The organism is Pseudomonas sp. LBUM1648 (genome assembly GCF_059716145.1).
Window position 1 is genome coordinate 4286961 of record NZ_CP166808.1, and the last position, 21366, is coordinate 4308326.

The following is a 21366-nucleotide window of genomic DNA, read 5'->3' on the forward strand; positions in this document are numbered from 1 at the left end:
CGAAACAACGCGCCGGCGACGGCGTGGCACGGGGTCAATCCCACAAGCTGACGCCCTCATTGTTGGGGCTGGGCAGATCCGGCAGGACAATGATCACGCCCAACCGGAAGGGTGGCGGCTCATCAGCCAGCCCCTAATTGGCATCAAGCACGGCCTCGACGCTGCCATTCAGATGGCCGTAACCGCCTTGTCAGTGTTCTATCCAGCTTGGCGTTCACTGAGACCGCGCAGAATGTCGTGTTCACCGGCGGCCCTGGAACCGGGAAAACACACCTGGCCAGTGCCTTGGCTGTATCCGGAATTACGGTCCACAATAAACTCGTGCGCTTTTACTCCACAGTGGATCTGGTCAATCTGCTGGAGCGTGAAAAGTATGATGGTAAGGTAGGCCGAATCGTCCAGGGACTGTTACGAACAGACTCGGTGATACTCGATGAACCGGGGTATTTACCCTCCAGCCAGAGTGGCGGCGCACTATTATTTTCACCTGCTGTCCAGCTGTACGAACACACCAGCGTAGTCATCACCGCCAACCTCAGTTTTTCGGAATGGTCGAGTGTTTTTGGCGACGCAAAGATGACCACAGCGTTGTTGGATCGGCTGACACATCACAGCCACATCGTCGAAACGGGCAACAAGTCTTACCGCTTGCAATACATCACTTTGGCTGCCTAGACTAAGATCAAGTCACGGGAAAGAAAGCGCAAGAACGGAGATGATATCGAGGGCGATGAGCCATTTGGTTCGCGCCATAAATGCCCTGCTGCATGCATACATACATACATACATACATGCGGTGGAGCTTGATGCGCCTTGAATCGGAGTACTGCTGCTAAGCTTATCCGCAATTGCTGGGAAAGAAAGCAGCAATCCGTCCTGGGTCAGTTTTCAATCAGCGCCAACATCGTCAAGATCGACATATGGTTATTCGAGCGGTGGAAATAGCGATCTGACCGCGCCAAGGCGACTGGTCGGTGATCTTGCATTCAGATAGAGACAGCCATCAACCGGACGTCGCAACACCTTTGGCCGAGGTGTTTATGGAGCGACCCGCAGGATGTATGTAAAAGTTAACGGGACGGGAAGCTATACATCCGGCAGGATCTGAAGTTTTCGACTTTTTCAAAACCGTCCGTGGAAATGGGGTAGAACCACTTTGGCCTCACGCTGATCTAGACACTTGGGAGGAAAAATAAAATCTGGCAAGCTAAAATGATCCGTTTGACTTAACTTGGCCGTCAGTGCCAAAAAATCGGCAGGTGTCAGATTAAGTCTGAACGTCTACAGCGCAGCCACGTCTATACCCCACCAAACGCTCAACGCAGCCTTCGAGATACAAGCTCATTACTGCGCCCCTATTAATTAAATTATAAGTAACCGCTTACTCAATAGCCATCTGGCAACGGCTTGCACACATTAAGCAATAAGCCTGATTCTATTTCTAGATAGCCACCAAGCTTTAACTGTTTTAATATCGTGTGCGCATGCGCCTTTGAAATACCCGTTCTATCGCATATAAATGTTATTAATGATATGTTCTCCCTGTATACTGAGGGAGCTTTGGACAGCCACTCAATACAAAATTTAACTTTTGCATATGCACCTCCTTGCCGCATAAGCGCCAAATAAAACGCAGTCATCCGATTTAGCCAAGCAAAATGATCCGCGATAGCAATTGCGACATTGTGCTCTCTTAAAAATGCCTCTTTGAATACCTCGATCGAGCACTTTTTATACGAAGAGCATTCAATCACGTCTAAATAAATTTTTTGATCTGAATTATAAATAACATTACTAATCCCAAAAATTGAGCCTTGGCTTAAGTGCCCAATTATACCTCCGGAATCAATTCGTATTAGCCACCCACCTGACTCTATTGAAAAAACGTACTGAGAAAACTCGTCACCAGAAATTTTGCTATTGGCAGGTAGGTGGCAATCGGTTCCATGCTGCTGGATTAACTCCCTCAAAATGTTAGAGTATTTGCGCGGGGGGTGGCTCCAATCGTTAGGTAAAGACGACAATGTCATATCAACATCCTGTTAACTAATTTATAAAACTAAGCCGTATGCCGCCTCTAAAAGATTAAACTTATGGTGTGACGGATGCCAAATAGTAGCCCCTAACTTGAGCTTTAGGGCATTGTCAGTATGAAATTCTACTGATAATTGATTTTTATAAAAAAGTGTGTTTTGCGCACGCGCGTTGCAATCCCTTGTCTGAAAAATGGTTTGATACCCCGCATTTCGTGGGTTTTTTTCACTTACCAAGTTTACGATCATTCAGCTAGTTGACTTTTCGGTGATTACAGCCCTTCCGTAGGGACACTGTAATTCCTTCTTTACGGTGTTTAATTTCTCTTCTTGTAAGTCTCTCGACATGAGATCTGTCTCAAAAATTTGTGCAGATATGATCGCCGCCCTGTTAACTACAGCTAGTCCGCTCTGGCATTCAAACAAGAGCTCTAAGGATTCTCCGAGTGTAGTGGTCAACTAATCCCGGACACGACGTTAAGTTTTTCTCGGCCTGAGCTGGGGTGGACGAGCCCCCTGAAAGACAGGACACCGTTTCCCCCTTAACATAAGGGATAGGCAAACGACTGTGTATATGACTAATAGAAACGATAAGGGTGGGGAGCTTTTGGGTCAGGAGCGGCGACGCCGCTGGGCGTCCGCTTAAAAAGGCTAAAAATGGTGTCCACTTAAATTTAGGTGGACAACATCGCCTCAAGCGACGGTGTCAGGAAGGTGTGTTGCCCGGACGGTTACATAACTGATGTCGTGGTGCGCCTCTTGAGCTGTCATGTAGCCCACGGTCGGTATCCATTCAGTTTTCAAGCTGCGAAACACACGCTCCATCGGCGCGCGTAAAGATCCATAACGACAGCCAAGTAATGCCACTTCCCTTGAGCCCAGATGTAGGTGATGTCGCCACACCAGACCTGATTCGGCGCCGGCACATCAAACTCTCGATTCAAGATGTTCGGAATGCCAGGCCGCTCAACCGTCGCTTGTTTGTAGGCATATGATCCAGGTTGTTTGCTGACCAGTTCCCGCATCAGGCCTCGCACCTTGAACCGCCCAATTTGCTCGCCGTCTTCCTGCGTCATCGACACGATGCTGCGGCTACCGGCGGCGCTTCGACTTTGCGTAAACAGTTCGTTAACCCAGCTGTGCAACCGAAGCCGCTCAACGTCTGGAGTTCGGCGCCTGAGACGGTGGGCGTAGTAATACGAACGCGTGACATCAAAGACTGCGCAAAGCCAATCGACCGGCTCCTGGGTACTTAACTGATCAATCAGCGTGTGCGCTCGTGCTCTTCCGACATCAAGAGCGCGGTAGCCTTTTTTAAAATGGATTTCTCCCGCTCAAGTCGAGCGATTCGAGCTTCCAATTCCTGGATTTTCTGTTGCTCTGGCGTCAGCGCTTTACTCTGCGGAGTAACGCCGGTGCGCTCCTGCTGAAGCTGATTAACCCAGCGGCGCAACGCGGACTCAACCACACCAAGCGAGCGGCTGGCTTCGATATGGCTATAGCCTTGATCGAGCACGAGGCCTGCGGCCTCGCGTTTGAATTCAGCGGAAAAAGAACGACGTTGTTTGGTCATCAGACACCTCTATCTGGCGAGCATTCTCGCCTAAATGGGTGTCCGGTTTCTTTAGATCACTAGAGGCGGCAGGCAACTGCCGCCCCTACCACGGCCACCCTGCATGATCTGAAATCAGACCCTCCCGCTTTCCACAAGCGTTTAACTAGATACTTACTGCATCTCCCGCCGTACGTGAAGCAGCCCGAAGGAACAAGGGTATGCAGTTCGCAGAATAGTTGCACCACATCACACTACAGACACTGGCTCAGAGCGTTTATGCCCTGCGTCGCGATGTAGCGATGGGCGTAAGCGCCTCAACGACGGGGTCATCAATTCCCACTTTGACCGAAATGAAAGGAGTAAAGAGAATGGGGCTCAAGTCTATCCCAAAGCCAAAAACAAACCGCTTCACACCCTCCTCTCAGACAGCCTCGGCAGATCCAGCGTACTACCAAACCGATGAAAAGTTGAAATCCGATGGAGAGTGGCGACTCAAGAAGTCTTCCATAGGCGGTCCAGTGGCCAGCTCCAGAGCTATCAAGCGAGAGCTACCGAGCTTGCAGGAAAATATTTGGCAGCCCATGGTTCAAGCCCTGCTCCAACAAGCAGGACAGCGTCTGCTAGAGTCGCTGTGGAGCCAGCTTCAGGAGCGCTACTCGAACGAGCTGGAGCTGGGGCGCCAGGCTCTGGATCTCACCCGTGACCTGCTCCATCCTCAGGTATCGCTGGCGGACAAATGCAGCTTGCTTATTACCTTTCTGGAAAGCTTTCCCGCCCTTTCCATCTACCTCGACGTCATACGCAAGCTCAAGGATATCGCCGGCAGCTTCTACGAGCAGGATAGTTCCGCAACTCAGAAGGGGGTCCATGTTCTGCGCAGTCTCATTGATCTGCTGGACGAACCCTTGGTGAAGAACTTGATCTCGCAGGAAGCGCTCAGTTCCATAAGGGGCTCGTTAGGCGGTGCACTGGACTGGGCACAATGGCTGCAACACCTATCCCGGGTGTCATGGGACTCTCCTGAAGCGCTAATCAAGGGACTGCTGCACAGTAACATTCTACCCGCCTGGGCCAATGAGCTAATCGTGCAAGGGCAGACACTGCATGCGAATATCAGCGGGCAAATCGAGGACCTTAAAAGTCAGCTTCAGAGCGAGAGTGCCCAGCGCCTACAACTTTACCTCGAACAATTCACCCAAGACGTCACGCCGACAGAAAAACTGACGGCCTTGCTGCATCTAATGCTGGACGACGACATCATCTCATTGCTTGCCACGCACGCCCCTACGTCATTGGGTGGCACCTTCAAGGTCGTCGCGCTGCTTCAAGATAGCCTGCGCACTGTGCCGGGTAGTACCTCGGAGATCCACTCGACCTTGCTTGGTGTGGAGCACTTCACTAGCGCAGCATTCATTCAAAACTTGGATAACGAAGGTGGTACACTCGGTCAGCTACTGGGCGGACAATTGGGCAAGGTGCGCACAGCCCTACGCGGCTCGGCAAGCCAGGAAGCTGCGATGAACTTGCTGCTGCGACTGACCGATCCGAAAAAAAGCTGGTCGGATTTTGCCCTCGAGAGCGCTCAGGAACTCATAGCCCTACCAGAAACAAAGGAACTAGCAGGCTCTCTGACCAGCCATTTCGCCTGGCAAATGAAAGTGGTCAGAGCATTTTATCAGGTCTTGGACGGCACCTTTTGGAGTCAATACCAGACCTCCGAGTGGCGCGATCTGCCCTCTCTGATGGGCGCGGCTCTGCTAAGAGACCTACAAGACAACCACTCACATCTCGCCGAAGCAGCGACCGCCGCCACCGGCCTGGCTCCGGGACTACTGCAGGATGTACTGACGGCTGTGGCCCGCGTCCTCAGCGCGTGGCGCGGCGACTCCTGGAGCGGATTCCTAGAGCAGACCGGTGTGGCGATCGGAAACCTGCTCAGCCAACACGGGAGCCTCTTACCTGCGCAAGTGCAGCAGGCAGTAGAGTGGGGGCTCTGGGCGGCCCGAAATCTCGCCAAACTGATGCTTCTGCGAACATTGTGGAACGCCAGGGATGGCGGGGACAAGTTCCGAGAACTGGCTAGCGACCAGCTCCGCGAGCTGGCCCGGCAATACGCCGATGACACCCTCCTCTGGGCCTTGGAAAAGGCCTTGATTTGGCTTCCGCTCCTACCCTCCCTCGTCAAAGTGCTGGGTACGCTGCCAGCGATGAAAGAAGGGCAACAGATCAAATGGCTCGCCGATCTTCTGATTCGCCTGTACGGCGAGCCAAGCGTGCAAAAACACCCTGAGATTGCCCGCTTGCGCCTGCAGGTCGAAGCCATAACCCAACAATGGCTAAACGAGATCCCCTCGGCCATGTTGAGCGAAGCCATTCTCGAAGAGGCGAAAGCTCGCTCAGGAAATGGCACCAAGCTTTTGATCAACACAATGGCCACCGCTTACTCGGCAGGTTCCTTTCTCCTCCGTGAGGCCTCCTCGGGATTCGAATTGGGCCTGATGGGAATTCAAGAAGTCCTTTCCAGGCCCACTGGGTTGCCAAACAAGCGGCGCCCGGCCTACCTTCCGAGATTGCAGCTCTATGCAGTGCCCCCTACCGAATCCTCTAGTTTCAGATCAGAGGAGGATGGCGAACCACTTTCAAACGATGCGCCCGCAATCGGCTGGGCGGCGGCTGCGACCGGCGCCACCTTTGTGGGGCTCGTTTTGGCCTATCGCAGCCATCAAAGCCTCAAGCAGAGACGCCGCCTGCAAGAGTCAGAACGCAGTAGAAAGGCAGGAGACACAGAACTTCAGCAAGTCATCACTAAACCACCCCGTCCTGACACCGAGCACGCTAACACTTCGGAAGCGGGACCTTTTCTACCGAGTGAGTCGGAGACCGAAACCATCCCTGTAGAACAAACACTCTGGCACCCAGGGATTTATGCCGCACTCGCTATGGCTTCGTTCGCCAGCGCAATTTATTTCAGCTGGAACGCATACAACCCGAGCGAAGAGCGCCCGATCGAACCGATATCAGAAGCGCTCTCCGCGCACATCGAACAGGTGAGCGCCACACTGCAAGTTGACCTTGACGCACTGTCCAGCTCCGACAAGGAAGAACCCTACCGGCTCGCGAGCGCCATTGACAAAGTATGTGAAGATTTGGAAATGCTCGCAACAGATCTCGCCCGCATAGCTATGGGCGCAGGCGAAATGGCCGCTGTCCAGACCAGCCCTCGTCTGGACAGCGCCACACACGCGCCGTTGACACTAGCGCCGGAAGCACCCGATGCGCTTGCGTTGGCAGAACCGTCCACTGGGCGACGTAAGCGGCAGGTGGCGATAGGCACTCACGAGGCCCAATACAACGCATTGCAAGGCCAACTCATTAACAGCCAAAGAGAGTTTGCCCGCCTATTGAACGATGTTGCACGACTAATCCAGCAGATCAGAGAACCCTTCGAAGAAAATAGTAAGTACAAAGTCTTAGGAGGCGTTGGTAGGCTCAGCTATGAGAGGTCCGAAAACATCGATCAATATAATCGAAGAATCCTCAGGTGCCGCCGCCGCCTTTCCGAAATACGTTCTGAACTTTTGGCCGAAAGAGTCAACCTTCGCTCCATTGAGCAGCAAATCGAAGTACTTGCTCCGCTGGTGATCCAAGAGAAATTCGGTGGAGAAGGCTCGCTCGCCCGTCCCGAAACGGCTCAGGAAGTTGCTCCCAACAGGCCGATCGCGAATCTATCGACCGCACAAATGCTCATTCAGCATCGTTGGCAGGACCTCGTCATTGAGAGTAATGGCACGCCAAGAGGATTTTCCGAAAAAGACGCGCTCGTCCGAGCGATCGATTTTTGCAACCAATTGATCGCGCATTTTACTCAGCAACGCGACCTCAGAAAAGACAATGGCGCTTATAGCTTCAATGAGAGCGAGCGTAATGACTTCAATCTGGACATCGCCAGTTTCAATCGTGCGAAAGGTGAAATTCAGGAAAAACTCGATGAGCAGGTGAGCAAGACAAATGACATTCCCGGCCTAAGGCTTACAGGCGTCGAAGGCGAAAAAGATACATATTTTGCCGATCGCATCCTTGAAATCATAGAAAACAACGATTTCGAGTTCCTGCTGGATGAAAGCAGTTATGTTTCGGTTCGCTTCAGCGCAGGGGAAAGCGTCAATAGAAGGTCGTTCACGCTAATGGATGTCGCCAATGGCGAGCACCTTAAGGCGCCGGAAGCGACTGGAGCAACCACGACCGTTGAATGGTGGCCCGGTTTGACGGAAGCGTCCACACAAGAATTGCTCGGAATCACAGCTGAGTGGGAGCAACTGGTCCAGATAAATCAAAAATACCAAGAGTTCCAACAACTATTCAACGAGGTTGGAAGCTACGAACTGGAAAAATACGACATTTGGCACTATACGGAATACCATATCCAACAAATAGCAACCCTTATGGGGGTCGGTACCGCACAGCGCGCCAACATAAACGCCTCCACCGTGGTTACTCAGACGCGAGAACTACCCGCCCCCCCACTGGGCAACAAGAAGCTCCAGAAAAATTACCAACAGAAAAACCGCCCTGTGAATGAAAAGATGACCTTGCGAGACATTGCTTGGGGCATCGCCCGTAAGAACAGATTCACGGATCATGTCCGCACGAAAATCACCTACAGCGGTGAAAATGATGCGGGCCGGGTCGCCCGGCTACTCCACGAAATGGATATCTACGATCCCTACATCCGGCATTTGAACACTTTATTCGAGAATGCAGAAGTTCTGCAAAAGATAAAAAAACTGTTGAATATCAAACTGAGCTTCCTTCGTTCCCATGGCGCGTTGAGCTCGGTATGGCTGGACAATGAGGTGTTGCCTGGGGTGGTTTCCTGCTTCAAAAGTAACGGCGAGCATATTATCTTTTCTATTCTGGATAATGCTATCTGGGAGTTTGACAACCTTGCTGACACCCTGGACTCTTATAAGAGCAACATCAATGAGTTCAAGACGCATCTGGACCAGCGTCAGTCCTATAATAATCATAAAGAACGAACAGCAAACAAGACCCTTAGTTTCGAACTGTTGAGGGATCCCGTTGAATCCGTGATAGAAGACATTCGCGACCGTTTTATCAAAGACGCGGACGCCGCGACCTATCAGTATTGGGAGCTCGTCTCAATGTATACTCTGGAGGGGATAAAGGATTTCGGCAGCATGCTTGCCATGCTGGCTACACCCTTCGGTATCCTTCCCGGGCTTCTTATTGGTCTTGCCACTGGGGTGGGGGTAGCTGTAGTGCAAAGTTTCATCGCCACCCTGCCAGATCAAAAGCAAGCTTACTTGACGGAGGCGGCGATCGCCGCCATATTCGAGTTAGCTGTAGTAATACCAGGTATCGTCCAACTATTCTCGTCCAAAGTGGCGAGGTCAACCCTGACACGCTTAGCTACCGTCAGTCATGCCAAGGGGCTGAAAACAGCGCGCTTCTTTAAGCGCTCCGGGCGGGTGGACAACGTAGCGCCGGTCACCCCCCAAATAGAGCCATTGCGAAGTGTCGACATGGCAATTTTATCGGATGCACAGCGGAATAATATCAAAGCGCTGGAACTTGCTTTCACTAACGATAGCGAACTAGCGGGCTACATTCTGCGTCCGCGAGAAAACTGTTACAACGCAACGGTCAGACTGAAAGATTTTCTAATTGGCAGCAAAAACCAAGCACCTATAGCTGCTACGTTGAACCCAAGCAGCTTCACCAATGCCAATACCAAGTCCGCTGCCGTACATCTGAAAACGCTGATCAGCGAGAAGAAAATTACAAATGTCGAGTATCGCGGTATGGGCTATTGGCGGCATCGGAGCGTGGAGACACCGTCGAACCACTATGTCATGGTCGTCACGATCAACGATACAAAATACGTACTGGACCCGACAGCGGCTCAATTCAACTACTGGGGAATCGACAATCCTATCATTGATCTGGAGCAGAACTGGGTAAAGCGCTATCAGGATTCCATCCCCAGAGGCGTCGCCAAATACCAAGACCACCCCAACATCATCGCCGCGCGGGATACCTTCAGCCCCACAGGCGGGAGCTTTCCTGCATCGAGATACCTTGAGGGTGGCTTTCTGCTCCGTCAAGATAGTTGGCTCACCGCACCGGCACTAAAAGGCCTGACGAGTGGACGCGGCGCAGGCGGCCTGCGTCTGCCGCACGGGGCGTATCGTGAAAAAAACATTCGCATAAATGGAAACAATCACAAAATCACCGTCACCAAGTTGAACGAGGAGATAAAAATCTACTCGGTTGCAGGAGATCCGGCCGATACCGTTGTCGTTAGCGCACATGGCTCCTTTGAACGAAACACTCTCCCAGTCCCAGCGCCCAATGGAATGACCGTCGAATTTCTCGCGCCGCATAGATTTTCGCTGTTGGACCCTGGTGTCGACTTCTTCAATATCCGCGGCGGAATCAAGCCTCACTCGACCCTAGTGCCCGGACAGCCGCCAGTAGCGGGTACTATCAAACCCTCCGGGGCCACCCATATGTATACCTCGAAGCTGGAGAATCTCACAGGCTCATCCCGGCCAGGCGAAGTCATGAACTACAACCTCGCTTACTATGAAAAAGATTCAGTGGATCAGATCATGCAAGAAATTGCTCGTAACCGCGAGCTAGCTATACCTGGTCAAAGTATCAGGAAGTTCGACTTCGTACAGATTAGAAGACCCTTTATGAACAGCGTCTTCAATCGCATCGATCCCACACTCTTGAGCGTGGTAACTGAGTTGAAGAAATTACCTAACCCGCCAAGCACAATGACGGCGTCGTTCTGCCGGGCCGAAGGTTGGGTGCCTTTGGATCTATCTCCAGGCTATACACCCAAATTTCGAGCGAGCAGCGGCTCTGGTTATATGGCGCACGGTCATGTGGACTCTTATGATATGTCGGCGCTGACCCCACGACTAATCAGCCGGACCGTGAAACAGTTTCATTGGCAGCACAAACCGGCAATCTTCGAATCCCCTCTCCCAGCCAACCAAGCCCCGCAAAATTCCGAGGAAACCAGCCCGATTCTGGATACATTCATCCTCGCCGGCCCATATCAAGCCGATGTATGGCGCAAGCAAGAGCTGTGGGAAAACGGTTCGGTATTCGCCCTGTTCGAGGCGCTGAACCAATCAGGCTCGATCACTTTGAGGGACCGCAACGGTCAATCCATCACCCTTACCGTGGCAGCTCCCACCGCCGCGGAGCGCTGGACGCTCGAATCTACATTGAATCCGCCCACCTCAACAGGGGCGGAACAAAGTACCTCGAATACGAGCAGGCTCGAAGGTTCGACCTTGGATGAGGTTTTGAAAGATACCTATCCAAGATTGCAACAGATCATGACTGGCAATGGGGCACTGGACTATGTAATTTCGGCCGCTGGAAGCGTTATTTCTTCGGGAGCAATAAACAGAAACAAGGTTTTATCTTGGCAAGGAGAGCTGCTGAACGCGCTTGACTTCAGAATAGAGGACAAAACAAGCGCATGGGACGAACGTCTATTTAACCTCAACAGCACGGAATTACTGACCCGTTTCCGGGCGTATTTGACGACAAAGAACATCTCGGGCGGCGAGAATGTTGATGCACTCGGCATACTCGACTATCTGTTGATGCTGCACGCGCTCGAGAAGCCGAGCGACTGGCCCACCTCCCCCAGCTCAGCAGAAATAGCGAGCAAAATCGAGGGAATTATCACCAGCAAGGCGATCGTCGGAGCACTGGCAGAAATGTTCATCATCGATGAGCCACAAGAAATTCCCAGTGGTTTTGTACCCTTCTCGAAAAAGGGCATATCACGCTTTCTACGAAAATTGAATGCTCAGATAACCCGGGATATCCACATCAGTATCGACGATTCGGGGCTCAACCGTGGCAGCATGGCTAGGAAATACACCCATGACCTGGCCCTTTTCACAAGCCCCCGCCCCATCGTTAACTGGGACCTGAGCCTTATCACCCCCCCCGCCCTTCGCCGGGATGTGGCAGTTTGGCTCGTCCTCCTTAAATACTTGGATGCAGACCCCGAGGGGGTTTTGCAGAGAAGTAACATTAACTACCCAGCTTCCTTCAACACTAACATTAGCTACCAATCTTACGACAGAATTGGCGAGATTAATGCCAATAGAGATCTCGCAGAAGGAGAGCAAGTCAGGTTCCGCCTTTTAACAAAGACTTCCGTTATTCATGAAGTAGTATACGAAGTGCCAACAGGATATCGCGCTCAAGATAAGATGCCATTCTATATTGCCCATGCGATCAGCCTGGAAATGGGATCCGAATTCAGGCCAGCAGGAAACAGAAACATCAAGGCCCGCATCGTTGCGGGAGAGGTTTCAAATGTAGGGTCTTGGCCTTTCTATAAAGGAAAAATAGTCACCCCCACACACAGCTCCAGACTTTCGATATATAGCGATCTCAATCCGCAGCGTTACTCGGTAAGTATAGAAATCATATAGCCGAACGGAGCTCGTCAATGCTGGCGCAACGAGCAATACTTCGAGTCATCTAGGCGTTAGGGATGGTCTGAAGTAGCCATATGTTTTGGGCTGTCTTCGGCCATCGCCGATTTTGAAAGTGGAGAGTCGATCAAAAATGCTCAGATCGCTCACTCATTATGTAGTGGTCTAATGAAACCGGACACCCATTTAGGCGAGAATGCTCGCCAGATAGAGGTGTCTGATGACCAAACAACGTCGTTCTTTTTCCGCTGAATTCAAACGCGAGGCCGCAGGCCTCGTGCTCGATCAAGGCTATAGCCATATTGAAGCCAGCCGCTCGCTTGGGGTGCGAGTCCGCGTTGCGTCGCTGGGTTAATCAACTCCCGCAGGAGCGCAGCGGCGTTACTCCGCAGAGTAAGGCGCTGGCGCCTGAGCAGCAGAAAATCCAGGAGTTGGAAGCCCGAATCGCTCGACTTGAGCGGGAGAAATCCATTTTAAAAAAGGCTACCGCGCTCTTTATGTCGGAAGAGCACGAGCGCACGCGCTGATTGATCAACTGAGCCCTCAAGAGCCGGTTGATTGGCTTTGCGCAGTCTTTGATGTCACTCGTTCGTGTTACTACGCCCACCGTCTCAGGCGCCGAACTCCAGACGTTGAGCGGCTTCGGTTGCGCAGCCGGGTGAATCGCCCCGGGTTTCGTAGACACCTCTTTGCCTTAAACTGAGGCCAATTAGGAGGTGCCATGAGCAACCCGCGTTGAAGGTCTGCGCTCTCGGAGAGGGTATCGACGCCGCCCTGGCAAATACGGCGGTAAGCCAGCCGTCGCCTCACCCAATTTACTGAAGCGCCAGTTTGATGTCGTAGAACCCAACAAAGTTTGGGTCACCGACATCACTTACATTCTTACGTATGAAGGCTGGCTGTATTTGGCAGTGGTGCTGGATCTGTTTTCTCGTCAGGTCGTTGGCTGGTCAATGAAGTCGCAGATGACCAGTGATTTGGCCATTGATGCGTTATTGATGGCGGTTTGGAGGCGAAAACCGAAACAGGAGGTGATGGTTCACTCCGACCAAGGCAGTCAGTACAGCAGCTCTGATTGGCGCAGTTTTTTGAAAGCGAACAATTTGGTTGCCAGTATGAGTCGCCGAGGCAACTGTCATGACAACGCCGTGGCCGAGAGCTTTTTCCAGCTTCTGAAACGGGAACGAATCAAGCGGAAAATCTACACCACGCGGGAAGATGCTCGGAGTGATGTGTTCGATTACATCGAGATGTTCTACAACGTAAAACGCCGCCATGGTTTCAACAAGCAGCTGTCACCGGTAGAGTTTGAAAAGCGTTACGCAATGAGCTTGCAAGGTGTCTAGAGAATCCGGGGCGATTCAGTAACTAAAGCTCTCCTACCCAAGCTTAAGCATTGCAGGCCCAACTCAGGAATTCCGGATGAGCGATATGCATAAAGCCTCCGAAGTGTTGCGAGAGGCTACGAAGGTGGTGTTTTTTACCGGCGCGGGAATCTCTGCGGAGAGCGGGATACCCACGTTCCGTGACAAGCTCACAGGACTCTGGGAAAGATATGATCCTCACCGCTTAGAAACAGCAGATGCGTTCCGTAAAAATCCGGCTTTGGTATGGGGCTGGTATCTTTGGCGACGGCATCAGGTAAGCGAGGCCAAACCAAATGCTGCTCATTTAGCGGTGTCTCGTTTGGCCGCCACGGGCCGCCGTGTAGCGGTGGTGACTCAGAATATCGATGACCTGCATGAACGCGCCGGCTCGGCAGATGTAGTGCACTTGCACGGAAGCTTGGCAGAGCCGAAGTGCTTTGCCTGCCATCGAAGCGCTGAACTGACACCAGAGCAAGCTGCTGTCTCCGATGAAGCCATGCTAGTTGAGCCACCTCGCTGTAAAAAATGCAATGGAAGGCTGCGACCTGGCGTAGTGTGGTTCAAAGAGGATTTGCCAGTCGGAGCCTGGAAAGCAGCAATGAGTGTGGTTAAAGAGTGCGACGTCTTGATCTCGGTTGGGACCTCAGGCGTCGTTATGCCAGCGGCAGACATTCCTGAAATCGCACTGGCCGCTGGAGCTACCGTGATTCATGTGAATCTGATGGATGTGGCGTTAGGTGGGATGAACGAGCTCATGTTGATCGGAAAAGCGTCTGAGGTACTGTCCACTTTATTCGGTTCTATCGGTATTCCGGAAGCATAAGAACCGTAAACTCATCGCTAGCGCCCTCTAATGGGCCGAGCACTTCGCTGACGCTCCTGATAAGTCTGTCGGTGGTGCTCCGCAAACCTATCGCCACGAACCCACATGCGGTAGAGGCCCCCTCACCCACTGGGTAGCTATATGCATTTCATACAAGCTGCTATTCCCCATAAGAACTCGCTTCAAAAAATGATTCGCTACGATTGGGCCGCTGCTCCCTCTGTCCGCAACGGAAGGACAAGAACACCCGTTGTACCAAAAAGCTCTGCGGCCGATACCCATCCTCTTCTTTCCCTGGACTCACAACCATTCGGCCAGTTTGGTCATAGCGCCCTAGGTCGTCAGCAAATTGTGCATTGCGATCAGTTTGTGAGCACGGCCAGCAACCCCTAAGCGAGTCAGCTTTATGAGCGACGAAAACAAGCGCTCGATGAGCTCCAGCGTCGAGGATATACTCGAGGTCAAACGAAGAGCCAGGGATAGGCAGGTAGAAGCGGTGTACGCGGCCGATCAAGAAAGCCTTGAACGGGCGGCCAAGGGTCAAGGCGGTCTTACGCGGTAATGCTCCCATTCCAAGACCACAACGATTTAGCAGTCTCGACAGAGAGGAATGAAGAACACTGAAGTGACCTAGATGAATAAAGGAACTATCCAAGCCGTCAGCCGTGACTCATGGCGTTCGATACAGCACAGGCTTTGACCCCTTGATCCAGCCCATGATGCCCTGCCGATCCAGTCTCAATTGAAGTCTTTCGCCACAAATCGCACGAGCGGTGAACTCACTCGGTGTGATACTTCCCACTGCTATGCTTTCCTCTCCACGGAGGGGCTACGATGCCCAACTGAGATCTGCTGCCGTCTCTGCTGTTCAAGATCAACGAAAACCAGCTCGCGCTGGAAGCCGCCATCATGGAACTGTCAAACTGGGTAGAGCAACGCGGAGCGGCTCAAGCAGCGGATAACGTTCGCGGCGCGCTAATGGCGATCGACCGCAACAAAGAATTCATCAAGATGGCCCTTGCGCTGATGATGACGCCGGAGTGAGGTCGTTTAATTGCCTCCCCCCTGAATAGCCATTGCCCCACAGGAAACAAAGGTTACGAGCGCAACGGATCCCGTGGGCTGAAGCATCGTCTGTCGAATCGTGGCGTCACCGGCGATGAGCGGGGAGTCATCTTTTCCGACGGTGCCGCCCACCCGCAGTGAAAACCAAGTTTGCTCCCGCCAGCGGGCCCGATGGTTCTAGGCTTTCAGCTGGATGGCCGTGGTTATCCCGGAGTTTTTTATCCAGTTCGCCGAAACCGAGGCTGATCTCCTCTGCCGCTGCCGCTGCCTCGGCTGCAATGTCCTCGGCTTCCGGCACCAAACATCCTGGACTGATCAAATAGTGCGAGAGCAGTTTGTGGTGGGGGTAACGGTTTTCGAAGAGTTTGAGCAAACCATTGAAGATGTCTTCTCCGACGGGAGTTCCAGCGACGCGGCGAATCACGAACTCGGCGATGGCCAGGCGCACCTCGATCTCACTCGGATCGAGTGGAAGCTCCTCTGAGGTTTCTTCAAACCACTGGTAGGTCCCGAACTTTAAGGGCTGATCAGTCATCTTGTGACACCCGCCGTGAATGGAACGCGGTGATTTTCCAAATCGCATACGAAGTTCCGGCCAACACCTTTGCAGTGGTCGTCGCGAAGGCGATGTCGATACAACATACTGCACGCCTCAGGCAAATGACACCAGCGGAGTTCCGCGTGCGCTCTATGCACCTGTGGCCCCGACGCGGCAAGCCATTTCTCGATCCAAAATCTCTGCCATACCACCGCCCCCTTGCCATGCCTGCATTAATCCGCGCCTCCCCATTCAAAGGCTTAAAGCACGCGTCAAACTTGCTTGTTCCGATCTCAATTTCGCAGAGCCAAATCGGTGCATTTTTGCCCAAGGACTGTTCGGCATCGACATCCATTCAAAAGCTGCCTCTCTGCTTTCAAAGACCTCATGGGCCAGATGACAGACAGCGAAAATTCGATCAAGTCGTTCGGATGCAACAGGACCAAAGGGCTTCTGCTCGCGCCTACGTCGTTCGAGCGTGGAGGCTGACAAATTGAATAGCGTATGGACGATGCGCTCATGCAGTTCATAGCCGTTTTCTGCCTGTTTCGACGTCTGGATCTACAACCAAAATCGGACCCTAACGTCGGAAATCCTCGGCCTACCGGAGGCTGGTCTGGTTGACAGAAGGAGTAAAGCGCATTTTTCCGAATGACCACATCGAATAGCGAAGCCAAGACTGATGTCTAAGTTAGAGATGAAAGCCCAACTTCAGTCCAGAAAATTGACAATCTCACTGACTAGAGTTGGAAAAGGGGCGCTGTGCATGGCCTACTCCGGGCGCTGTCTGCTCTCGGGCTACATGAACAAGCGCGACGCCAATCAGGGCACCTGCACCAATGCCTGCCGCTGGAAATACTCGGCGCAGCAGGCTACGGAAAATCAGAACGGCGAAATCGTCCAGACGTTCCAGCCCGAACCGACGCTGGGTATCGGCGCCCCGACCGATCAGGTGTTCCTGCTCCAGGAAGCCAACCGTCCCGACGAATTGATGCCCGCTTTTGAGGACGAGCACGGCACCTACATCATGAACGCCAAGGATCTGCGCGCGGTGCAGCATGTCGAGCGCCTGACGCGCATGGGCGTGCATTCATTGAAGATCGAGGGCCGGACCAAATCGCACTTCTACTGCGCACGCACCACTCAGGTGTATCGCCGGGCGATTGATGATGCGGTGGCGGGACGTGTCTTCGATCGCAGCCTGATGACCGATCTGGAATCGCTGGCCCAACGCGGTTACACCGAGGGTTTCCTGCGTCGCCATGTGCATGACGAGTACCAGAATTATCTGAACGGCAGCTCAGTGTCGGAGCGCCAGCAGTTTGTCGGCGAGTTGACGGGTGAGCGGCGTGATCGACTGGCCGAGGTCAAGGTGAAGAATCGTTTTGCGCTAGGTGATCATCTCGAGTTGATGACGCCCAAGGGCAATTTTCACTTTGATCTGGATGAATTGCAGAACCGCAAGGGTGAGCCGATCGAAGTGGCGCCGGGGGATGGGCATACGGTGTATGTGCCGATTCCGGATGCGGTGGACTTGCGCTTTGGGTTGTTGATGCGGGATGTGGGGAGCGCTTGAAGGCCCCCCTCAAGGAGTTTCCGAAGGCGATCAGCCCTGCGCACTGAACCGGTCGCGGCTGTTGGTCAAGTGCAGCCACATCGCCGCGCGCGCCGCATCCGCATCCTGACGCCTGATCGCATTCAGAATCGCCTCGTGCTCCAGATTGGCCAGTTGCCCGAGCTTGCTCAAATCCGCCGCGCCCCGCTCGGAGGCGTTGACGCGGGTGCGGGGAATCATCGCGCTGCCTAAATGCTGCATGATTTCGCTGAAGCAGACATTACCGGTGGCCTCGGCAATCAACAGATGAAAGCGTCGATCCGCCTCGACGCAACTGTCGTTATTGGCCAGCAACCGTTGATAGTCATCCAGCGCCTGGCGCATCTGCAACAGTTGCTGCTCGGTCCGCCGTTGCGCCGCCAACGCTGCTGCCTGGGTCTCCAGGCCCATACGCAATTCGAGAATACTGCGCACCCCCAGCGCCGTATCTACGTTCAGCCGCAGCCCATGCTCCGGCGCACGCTCGATCACAAACGTGCCGATCCCGTGGCGCGTCTCCACCAGCCCCGACGCCTGCAATTTGGAAATCGCCTCGCGCACCACCGTGCGGCTGACACCGTGCTCCTGAACGATCGAGTTCTCCGAAGGCAGCTTGTCGCCGGGCGACATCTGGCCGAGCAGGATGCTCTGGGTGAGTTTTTCCACCAGATCGTGGGCCAGGTTGTGCGCGCGTTTGCGGGCGGGGGCGTCGAGATCTTCTTGCATGGGTTATTCCGTGGTCGAGACGTGCGGATCGTAGCACCGGGCAGAGGGGTGACGAGATTGATTTTAGATCCTAATCGCCAACACCACTTGTATGACAACACTCAATAAACCGGGAATATTTCACGTTTACTCAGCGCATCCCTGTAACCGACCACCCCCTCCGCTGAAAATATCCAAGCCAAAACAAACCTACCAGACCCAATAGAAACGGGAACAAAATCAAAAAAAGCATAAAAAATCACTCACAAGATAGATTTAATAGGCACTGCCCACTTGTAGGACAAAAAAATCAGGTTGTATGATGTCTATCAACAACGCTGCACCCAAGCCCTACCCCGCATAAAAATAATCAGTGGGAGAAAACCTAGTGAAAACCTCCGTCTCCGGGATGAACGAGGGCGTTGATCCAACGCTGGCCTCCGCCATTTCTAAAGTGAAACGCCACGTTCTGCCGCTCTTCGTGATCATGTTTATCGTCAATTACATTGACCGGGTGAACATCGGATTTGTCCGTACCCACATGGAACACGACTTGGGTATTGGTGCCGCCGCTTACGGCTTCGGCGCCGGTCTGTTCTTCATCGGCTACGCGCTGTTCGAAGTCCCCTCCAACATGCTGCTGCAAAAAATCGGCGCACGAATCTGGCTCACCCGCATCATGTTCACCTGGGGGCTGGTCGCCGCCGGCATGGCATTCATTCAGAACGAAACCCACTTCTACATCCTGCGCTTTCTGCTCGGGGTGGCCGAGGCCGGGTTCTTTCCCGGCGTGATTTACTACTTCACCCGTTGGCTGCCCGGCGTCGAACGCGGCAAGGCGATTGCGATCTTTCTCAGCGGTTCGGCCATCGCCTCGTTGATCTCCGGCCCGCTGTCCGGCCTGCTCCTGCAAATCAACGGCCTGGGCATGCACGGTTGGCAATGGATGTACTTCATTGAAGGGATGTTTTCGGTGTGCCTGTGCGTGTTCGTCTGGTTCTGGCTCGACGCCAAACCCCACGACGCGAAATGGCTGACCCGCGCCGAACAGGACGCGTTGGTCAACGCCATCGACGATGAGCAGAAGGCTCGCGAAGCCGCCACACCGATCCGGCCATCGATAGGCAAACTGCTCAAGGATCGCCAGATCATCCTGTTCTGCCTGATCTACTTCTTCATCCAATTGACGATCTACGCCGCGACCTTCTGGCTGCCCAGCATCATCAAGAAAATGGGCGACATGAGCGACTTCCAGGTCGGGCTGTTCAACTCGATTCCGTGGCTGCTGTCGATTATCGGCATGTATACCTTCGCCACGCTCTCGGCCAAGTGGAAGCACCAGCAGGCGTGGGTCGCCACGGCGCTGTTGATCGCGGCCGCGGGGATGTTCATGTCCACCACCGGCGGGCCGATCTTCGCTTTTGTCGCGATCTGCTTTGCGGCGCTGGGGTTCAAGTCCGCCTCGTCGCTGTTCTGGCCGATTCCGCAGGCCTATCTGGACGCGCGGATCGCCGCTGCAGTGATCGCATTGATCAACTCGGTCGGCAACCTCGGCGGCTTCGTCGCACCGACCACCTTTGGCCTGCTCGAAGAACACACCGGCTCGATTCAGGGCGGCCTCTATGGCCTGGCTGCGACCTCGATCATCGCCGCGATCATCGTGTTCTACGCCCGCACCACAGCGAAACCCGCAACAGTTGCCGCCGTGGTCGATACCGCGCCGAAGCACGCCTGACTTTCCGTTTCCAGGGATAAAAACAATGAACGCACACGACACCGCCAAAGCCCCGATCATCACCGACATGCAAGTCATCCCGGTGGCCGGCCACGACGGCATGCTGCTCAACCTGAGCGGCGCCCACGGGCCTTTCTTCACCCGCAACATCGTCATCCTCAAGGACAACGCCGGCCATACCGGCGTCGGCGAAGTGCCCGGCGGCGAACGCATTCGCCAGACCCTGGAAGACGCGCGCAGCCTGGTCATCGGCAGCCCGATCGGCACCTGGCAGAAGATCCTCAATCAAGTACGCCAGACCTTCGCCGACCGCGATGCCGGCGGCCGTGGCCTGCAAACCTTCGACCTGCGCATCACCATTCACGCGGTCACCGGCCTGGAAGCCGCCCTGCTTGATCTGCTCGGCCAGCACCTCGACGTACCGGTCGCGGCATTGCTTGGCGAAGGTCAGCAACGCGATGAAGTGAAGATGCTCGGCTATCTGTTCTACGTCGGCGATCAGCGCGAAACCGACCTCGCTTATCGCAGCGAACCAGATGCCGAAAACGACTGGTTTCGCGTGCGTCACGAGAAGGCCATGACCGCCGAATCGGTGGTGCGCCTCGCCGAAGCGGCCCATGCCAAATACGGCTTTAAGGACTTCAAGCTCAAGGGCGGTGTGCTCAGCGGCGATGCAGAAATCGAAGCGGTAACGGCGCTGGCCGAGCGCTTCCCGGATGCGCGCATCACCCTCGACCCGAACGGCGCCTGGTCACTGAAAGAAGCGATCCGTTTGTGCCGCGATCAGCATCATGTACTCGCCTACGCCGAAGATCCGTGCGGTGCGGAAAACGGTTATTCGGGTCGCGAAGTCATGGCCGAATTCCGCCGCGCCACCGGACTGAAAACCGCCACCAACATGATCGCCACCGATTGGCGCGAGATGGGCCACGCGATCCAGTTGCAATCAGTCGACATCCCGCTGGCCGACCCGCACTTCTGGACCATGCAGGGCTCGGTGCGCGTGGCGCAGATGTGTCATGAGTGGGGCCTGACCTGGGGTTCGCATTCCAACAACCACTTCGATATCTCGCTGGCGATGTTTACCCATGTCGCCGCTGCCGCACCGGGCGATATCACCGCCATCGACACCCACTGGATCTGGCAGGACGGCCAGCGCCTGACCAAGGCACCGTTGCAGATTGTCGGCGGCTGCGTGCAGGTGCCGAAGAAACCGGGGCTGGGTGTCGAGTTGGACATGGATCAGGTGGCCAAGGCTCATGAACTCTATAAAGGCATGGGCCTGGGCGCACGGGATGACAGCGTGGCGATGCAGTTTCTGATTCCGGGGTGGAAGTTCGATAACAAGCGGCCGTGTCTGGTGCGCTAAGGTTTTTTGGAACCACCAGCAGTCCCTGTGGGAGCGAGCCTGCTCGCGAAGGCGGTATAACAGCCAACACTTCTGTCGACTGAC

9 protein-coding genes and 5 pseudogenes are annotated in these 21366 nt (G+C 54.0%); 8 read left to right on the forward strand and 6 right to left on the reverse strand.

Annotation, left to right across the window (positions count from 1 at the left end; genetic code table 11):
- Positions 1–34: 34 nt before the first annotated feature.
- Positions 35–172: pseudogene (locus tag ACA043_RS19465) on the reverse strand (tail protein X).
- An 11-nt stretch (positions 173–183) separates the two neighbouring features.
- Between ACA043_RS19465 and ACA043_RS19470 the strand changes: the two are divergent.
- Positions 184–741 (forward strand): annotated as a pseudogene (locus tag ACA043_RS19470) (ATP-binding protein); the annotation flags it as partial.
- A gap of 644 nt (positions 742–1385) precedes the next feature.
- Here ACA043_RS19470 and ACA043_RS19475 read toward each other — a convergent pair.
- Entirely contained in the window at positions 1386–2030 is a 645-nt protein-coding gene (locus tag ACA043_RS19475; protein ID WP_497657744.1) for a helix-turn-helix domain-containing protein, read from the reverse strand.
- 738 nt (positions 2031–2768) lie between these two features.
- Positions 2769–3606, reverse strand: a pseudogene (locus tag ACA043_RS19480) (IS3 family transposase); the annotation flags it as partial.
- Between the two features lie 350 nt (positions 3607–3956).
- Between ACA043_RS19480 and ACA043_RS19485 the strand changes: the two are divergent.
- From ACA043_RS19485 to ACA043_RS19500, 4 genes and pseudogenes are all read left to right on the forward strand, one after another.
- Positions 3957–12083: a putative adhesin gene (locus tag ACA043_RS19485; RefSeq protein ID WP_497657745.1), complete on the forward strand. Its 8127-nt coding sequence runs from the start codon at positions 3957–3959 to the stop codon at positions 12081–12083.
- 223 nt (positions 12084–12306) lie between these two features.
- Positions 12307–13432, forward strand: a pseudogene (locus ACA043_RS19490) (IS3 family transposase).
- Positions 13433–13508: 76 nt separating this feature from the next.
- Complete coding sequence (locus ACA043_RS19495; protein WP_497657746.1) at positions 13509–14276, forward strand: SIR2 family NAD-dependent protein deacylase; 768 nt, start codon at positions 13509–13511, stop codon at positions 14274–14276.
- 849 nt (positions 14277–15125) lie between these two features.
- Positions 15126–15320, forward strand: coding sequence for a hypothetical protein (locus ACA043_RS19500; RefSeq protein WP_497659667.1), 195 nt, complete (start codon positions 15126–15128; stop codon positions 15318–15320).
- Positions 15321–15447: 127 nt separating this feature from the next.
- Here ACA043_RS19500 and ACA043_RS19505 read toward each other — a convergent pair whose 3' ends face one another.
- Both ACA043_RS19505 and ACA043_RS19510 read right to left on the reverse strand, forming a co-directional pair.
- Positions 15448–15876, reverse strand: a complete 429-nt coding sequence (locus ACA043_RS19505) for a hypothetical protein (protein ID WP_497657747.1) — start codon at positions 15874–15876, stop codon at positions 15448–15450.
- Positions 15877–16131: 255 nt separating this feature from the next.
- Positions 16132–16371, reverse strand: a complete 240-nt coding sequence (locus ACA043_RS19510; protein WP_497657748.1) for a hypothetical protein — start codon at positions 16369–16371, stop codon at positions 16132–16134.
- A 199-nt stretch (positions 16372–16570) separates the two neighbouring features.
- Here ACA043_RS19510 and ACA043_RS19515 point away from each other — a divergent pair.
- Positions 16571–17455: pseudogene (locus ACA043_RS19515) on the forward strand (U32 family peptidase C-terminal domain-containing protein); the annotation flags it as partial.
- Between the two features lie 30 nt (positions 17456–17485).
- Here ACA043_RS19515 and ACA043_RS19520 read toward each other — a convergent pair.
- Positions 17486–18199 carry a FadR/GntR family transcriptional regulator gene (locus tag ACA043_RS19520; protein ID WP_497657749.1) on the reverse strand — a complete coding sequence of 238 codons (714 nt, stop codon included), beginning with the start codon at positions 18197–18199 and terminating at the stop codon, positions 17486–17488.
- Positions 18200–18566: 367 nt separating this feature from the next.
- On the opposite strand from ACA043_RS19520, the gene ACA043_RS19525 reads away from it, so the two are divergent.
- Together ACA043_RS19525 and gudD are read left to right on the forward strand one after the other, a co-directional pair.
- Positions 18567–19913: an MFS transporter gene (locus tag ACA043_RS19525; protein WP_497657750.1), complete on the forward strand. Its 1347-nt coding sequence runs from the start codon at positions 18567–18569 to the stop codon at positions 19911–19913.
- Positions 19914–19938: 25 nt separating this feature from the next.
- Positions 19939–21282, forward strand: a complete 1344-nt coding sequence (gene gudD / locus ACA043_RS19530; RefSeq protein ID WP_497614778.1) for a glucarate dehydratase — start codon at positions 19939–19941, stop codon at positions 21280–21282.
- Positions 21283–21366: the final 84 nt, after the last annotated feature.

Excerpts from the sequence above, each read along its gene's own strand:
- ACA043_RS19475 (WP_497657744.1), bottom strand. The coding sequence starts at position 2,030 with ATGACATTGTCGTCTTTACCTAACGATTGGAGCCACCCCCCGCGCAAA.
- ACA043_RS19485 (WP_497657745.1), top strand. The coding sequence starts at position 3,957 with ATGGGGCTCAAGTCTATCCCAAAGCCAAAAACAAACCGCTTCACACCC.
- ACA043_RS19495 (WP_497657746.1), top strand. The coding sequence starts at position 13,509 with ATGAGCGATATGCATAAAGCCTCCGAAGTGTTGCGAGAGGCTACGAAG.
- ACA043_RS19505 (WP_497657747.1), bottom strand. The coding sequence starts at position 15,876 with ATGACTGATCAGCCCTTAAAGTTCGGGACCTACCAGTGGTTTGAAGAA.
- ACA043_RS19520 (WP_497657749.1), bottom strand. The coding sequence starts at position 18,199 with ATGCAAGAAGATCTCGACGCCCCCGCCCGCAAACGCGCGCACAACCTG.
- gudD (WP_497614778.1), top strand. The coding sequence starts at position 19,939 with ATGAACGCACACGACACCGCCAAAGCCCCGATCATCACCGACATGCAA.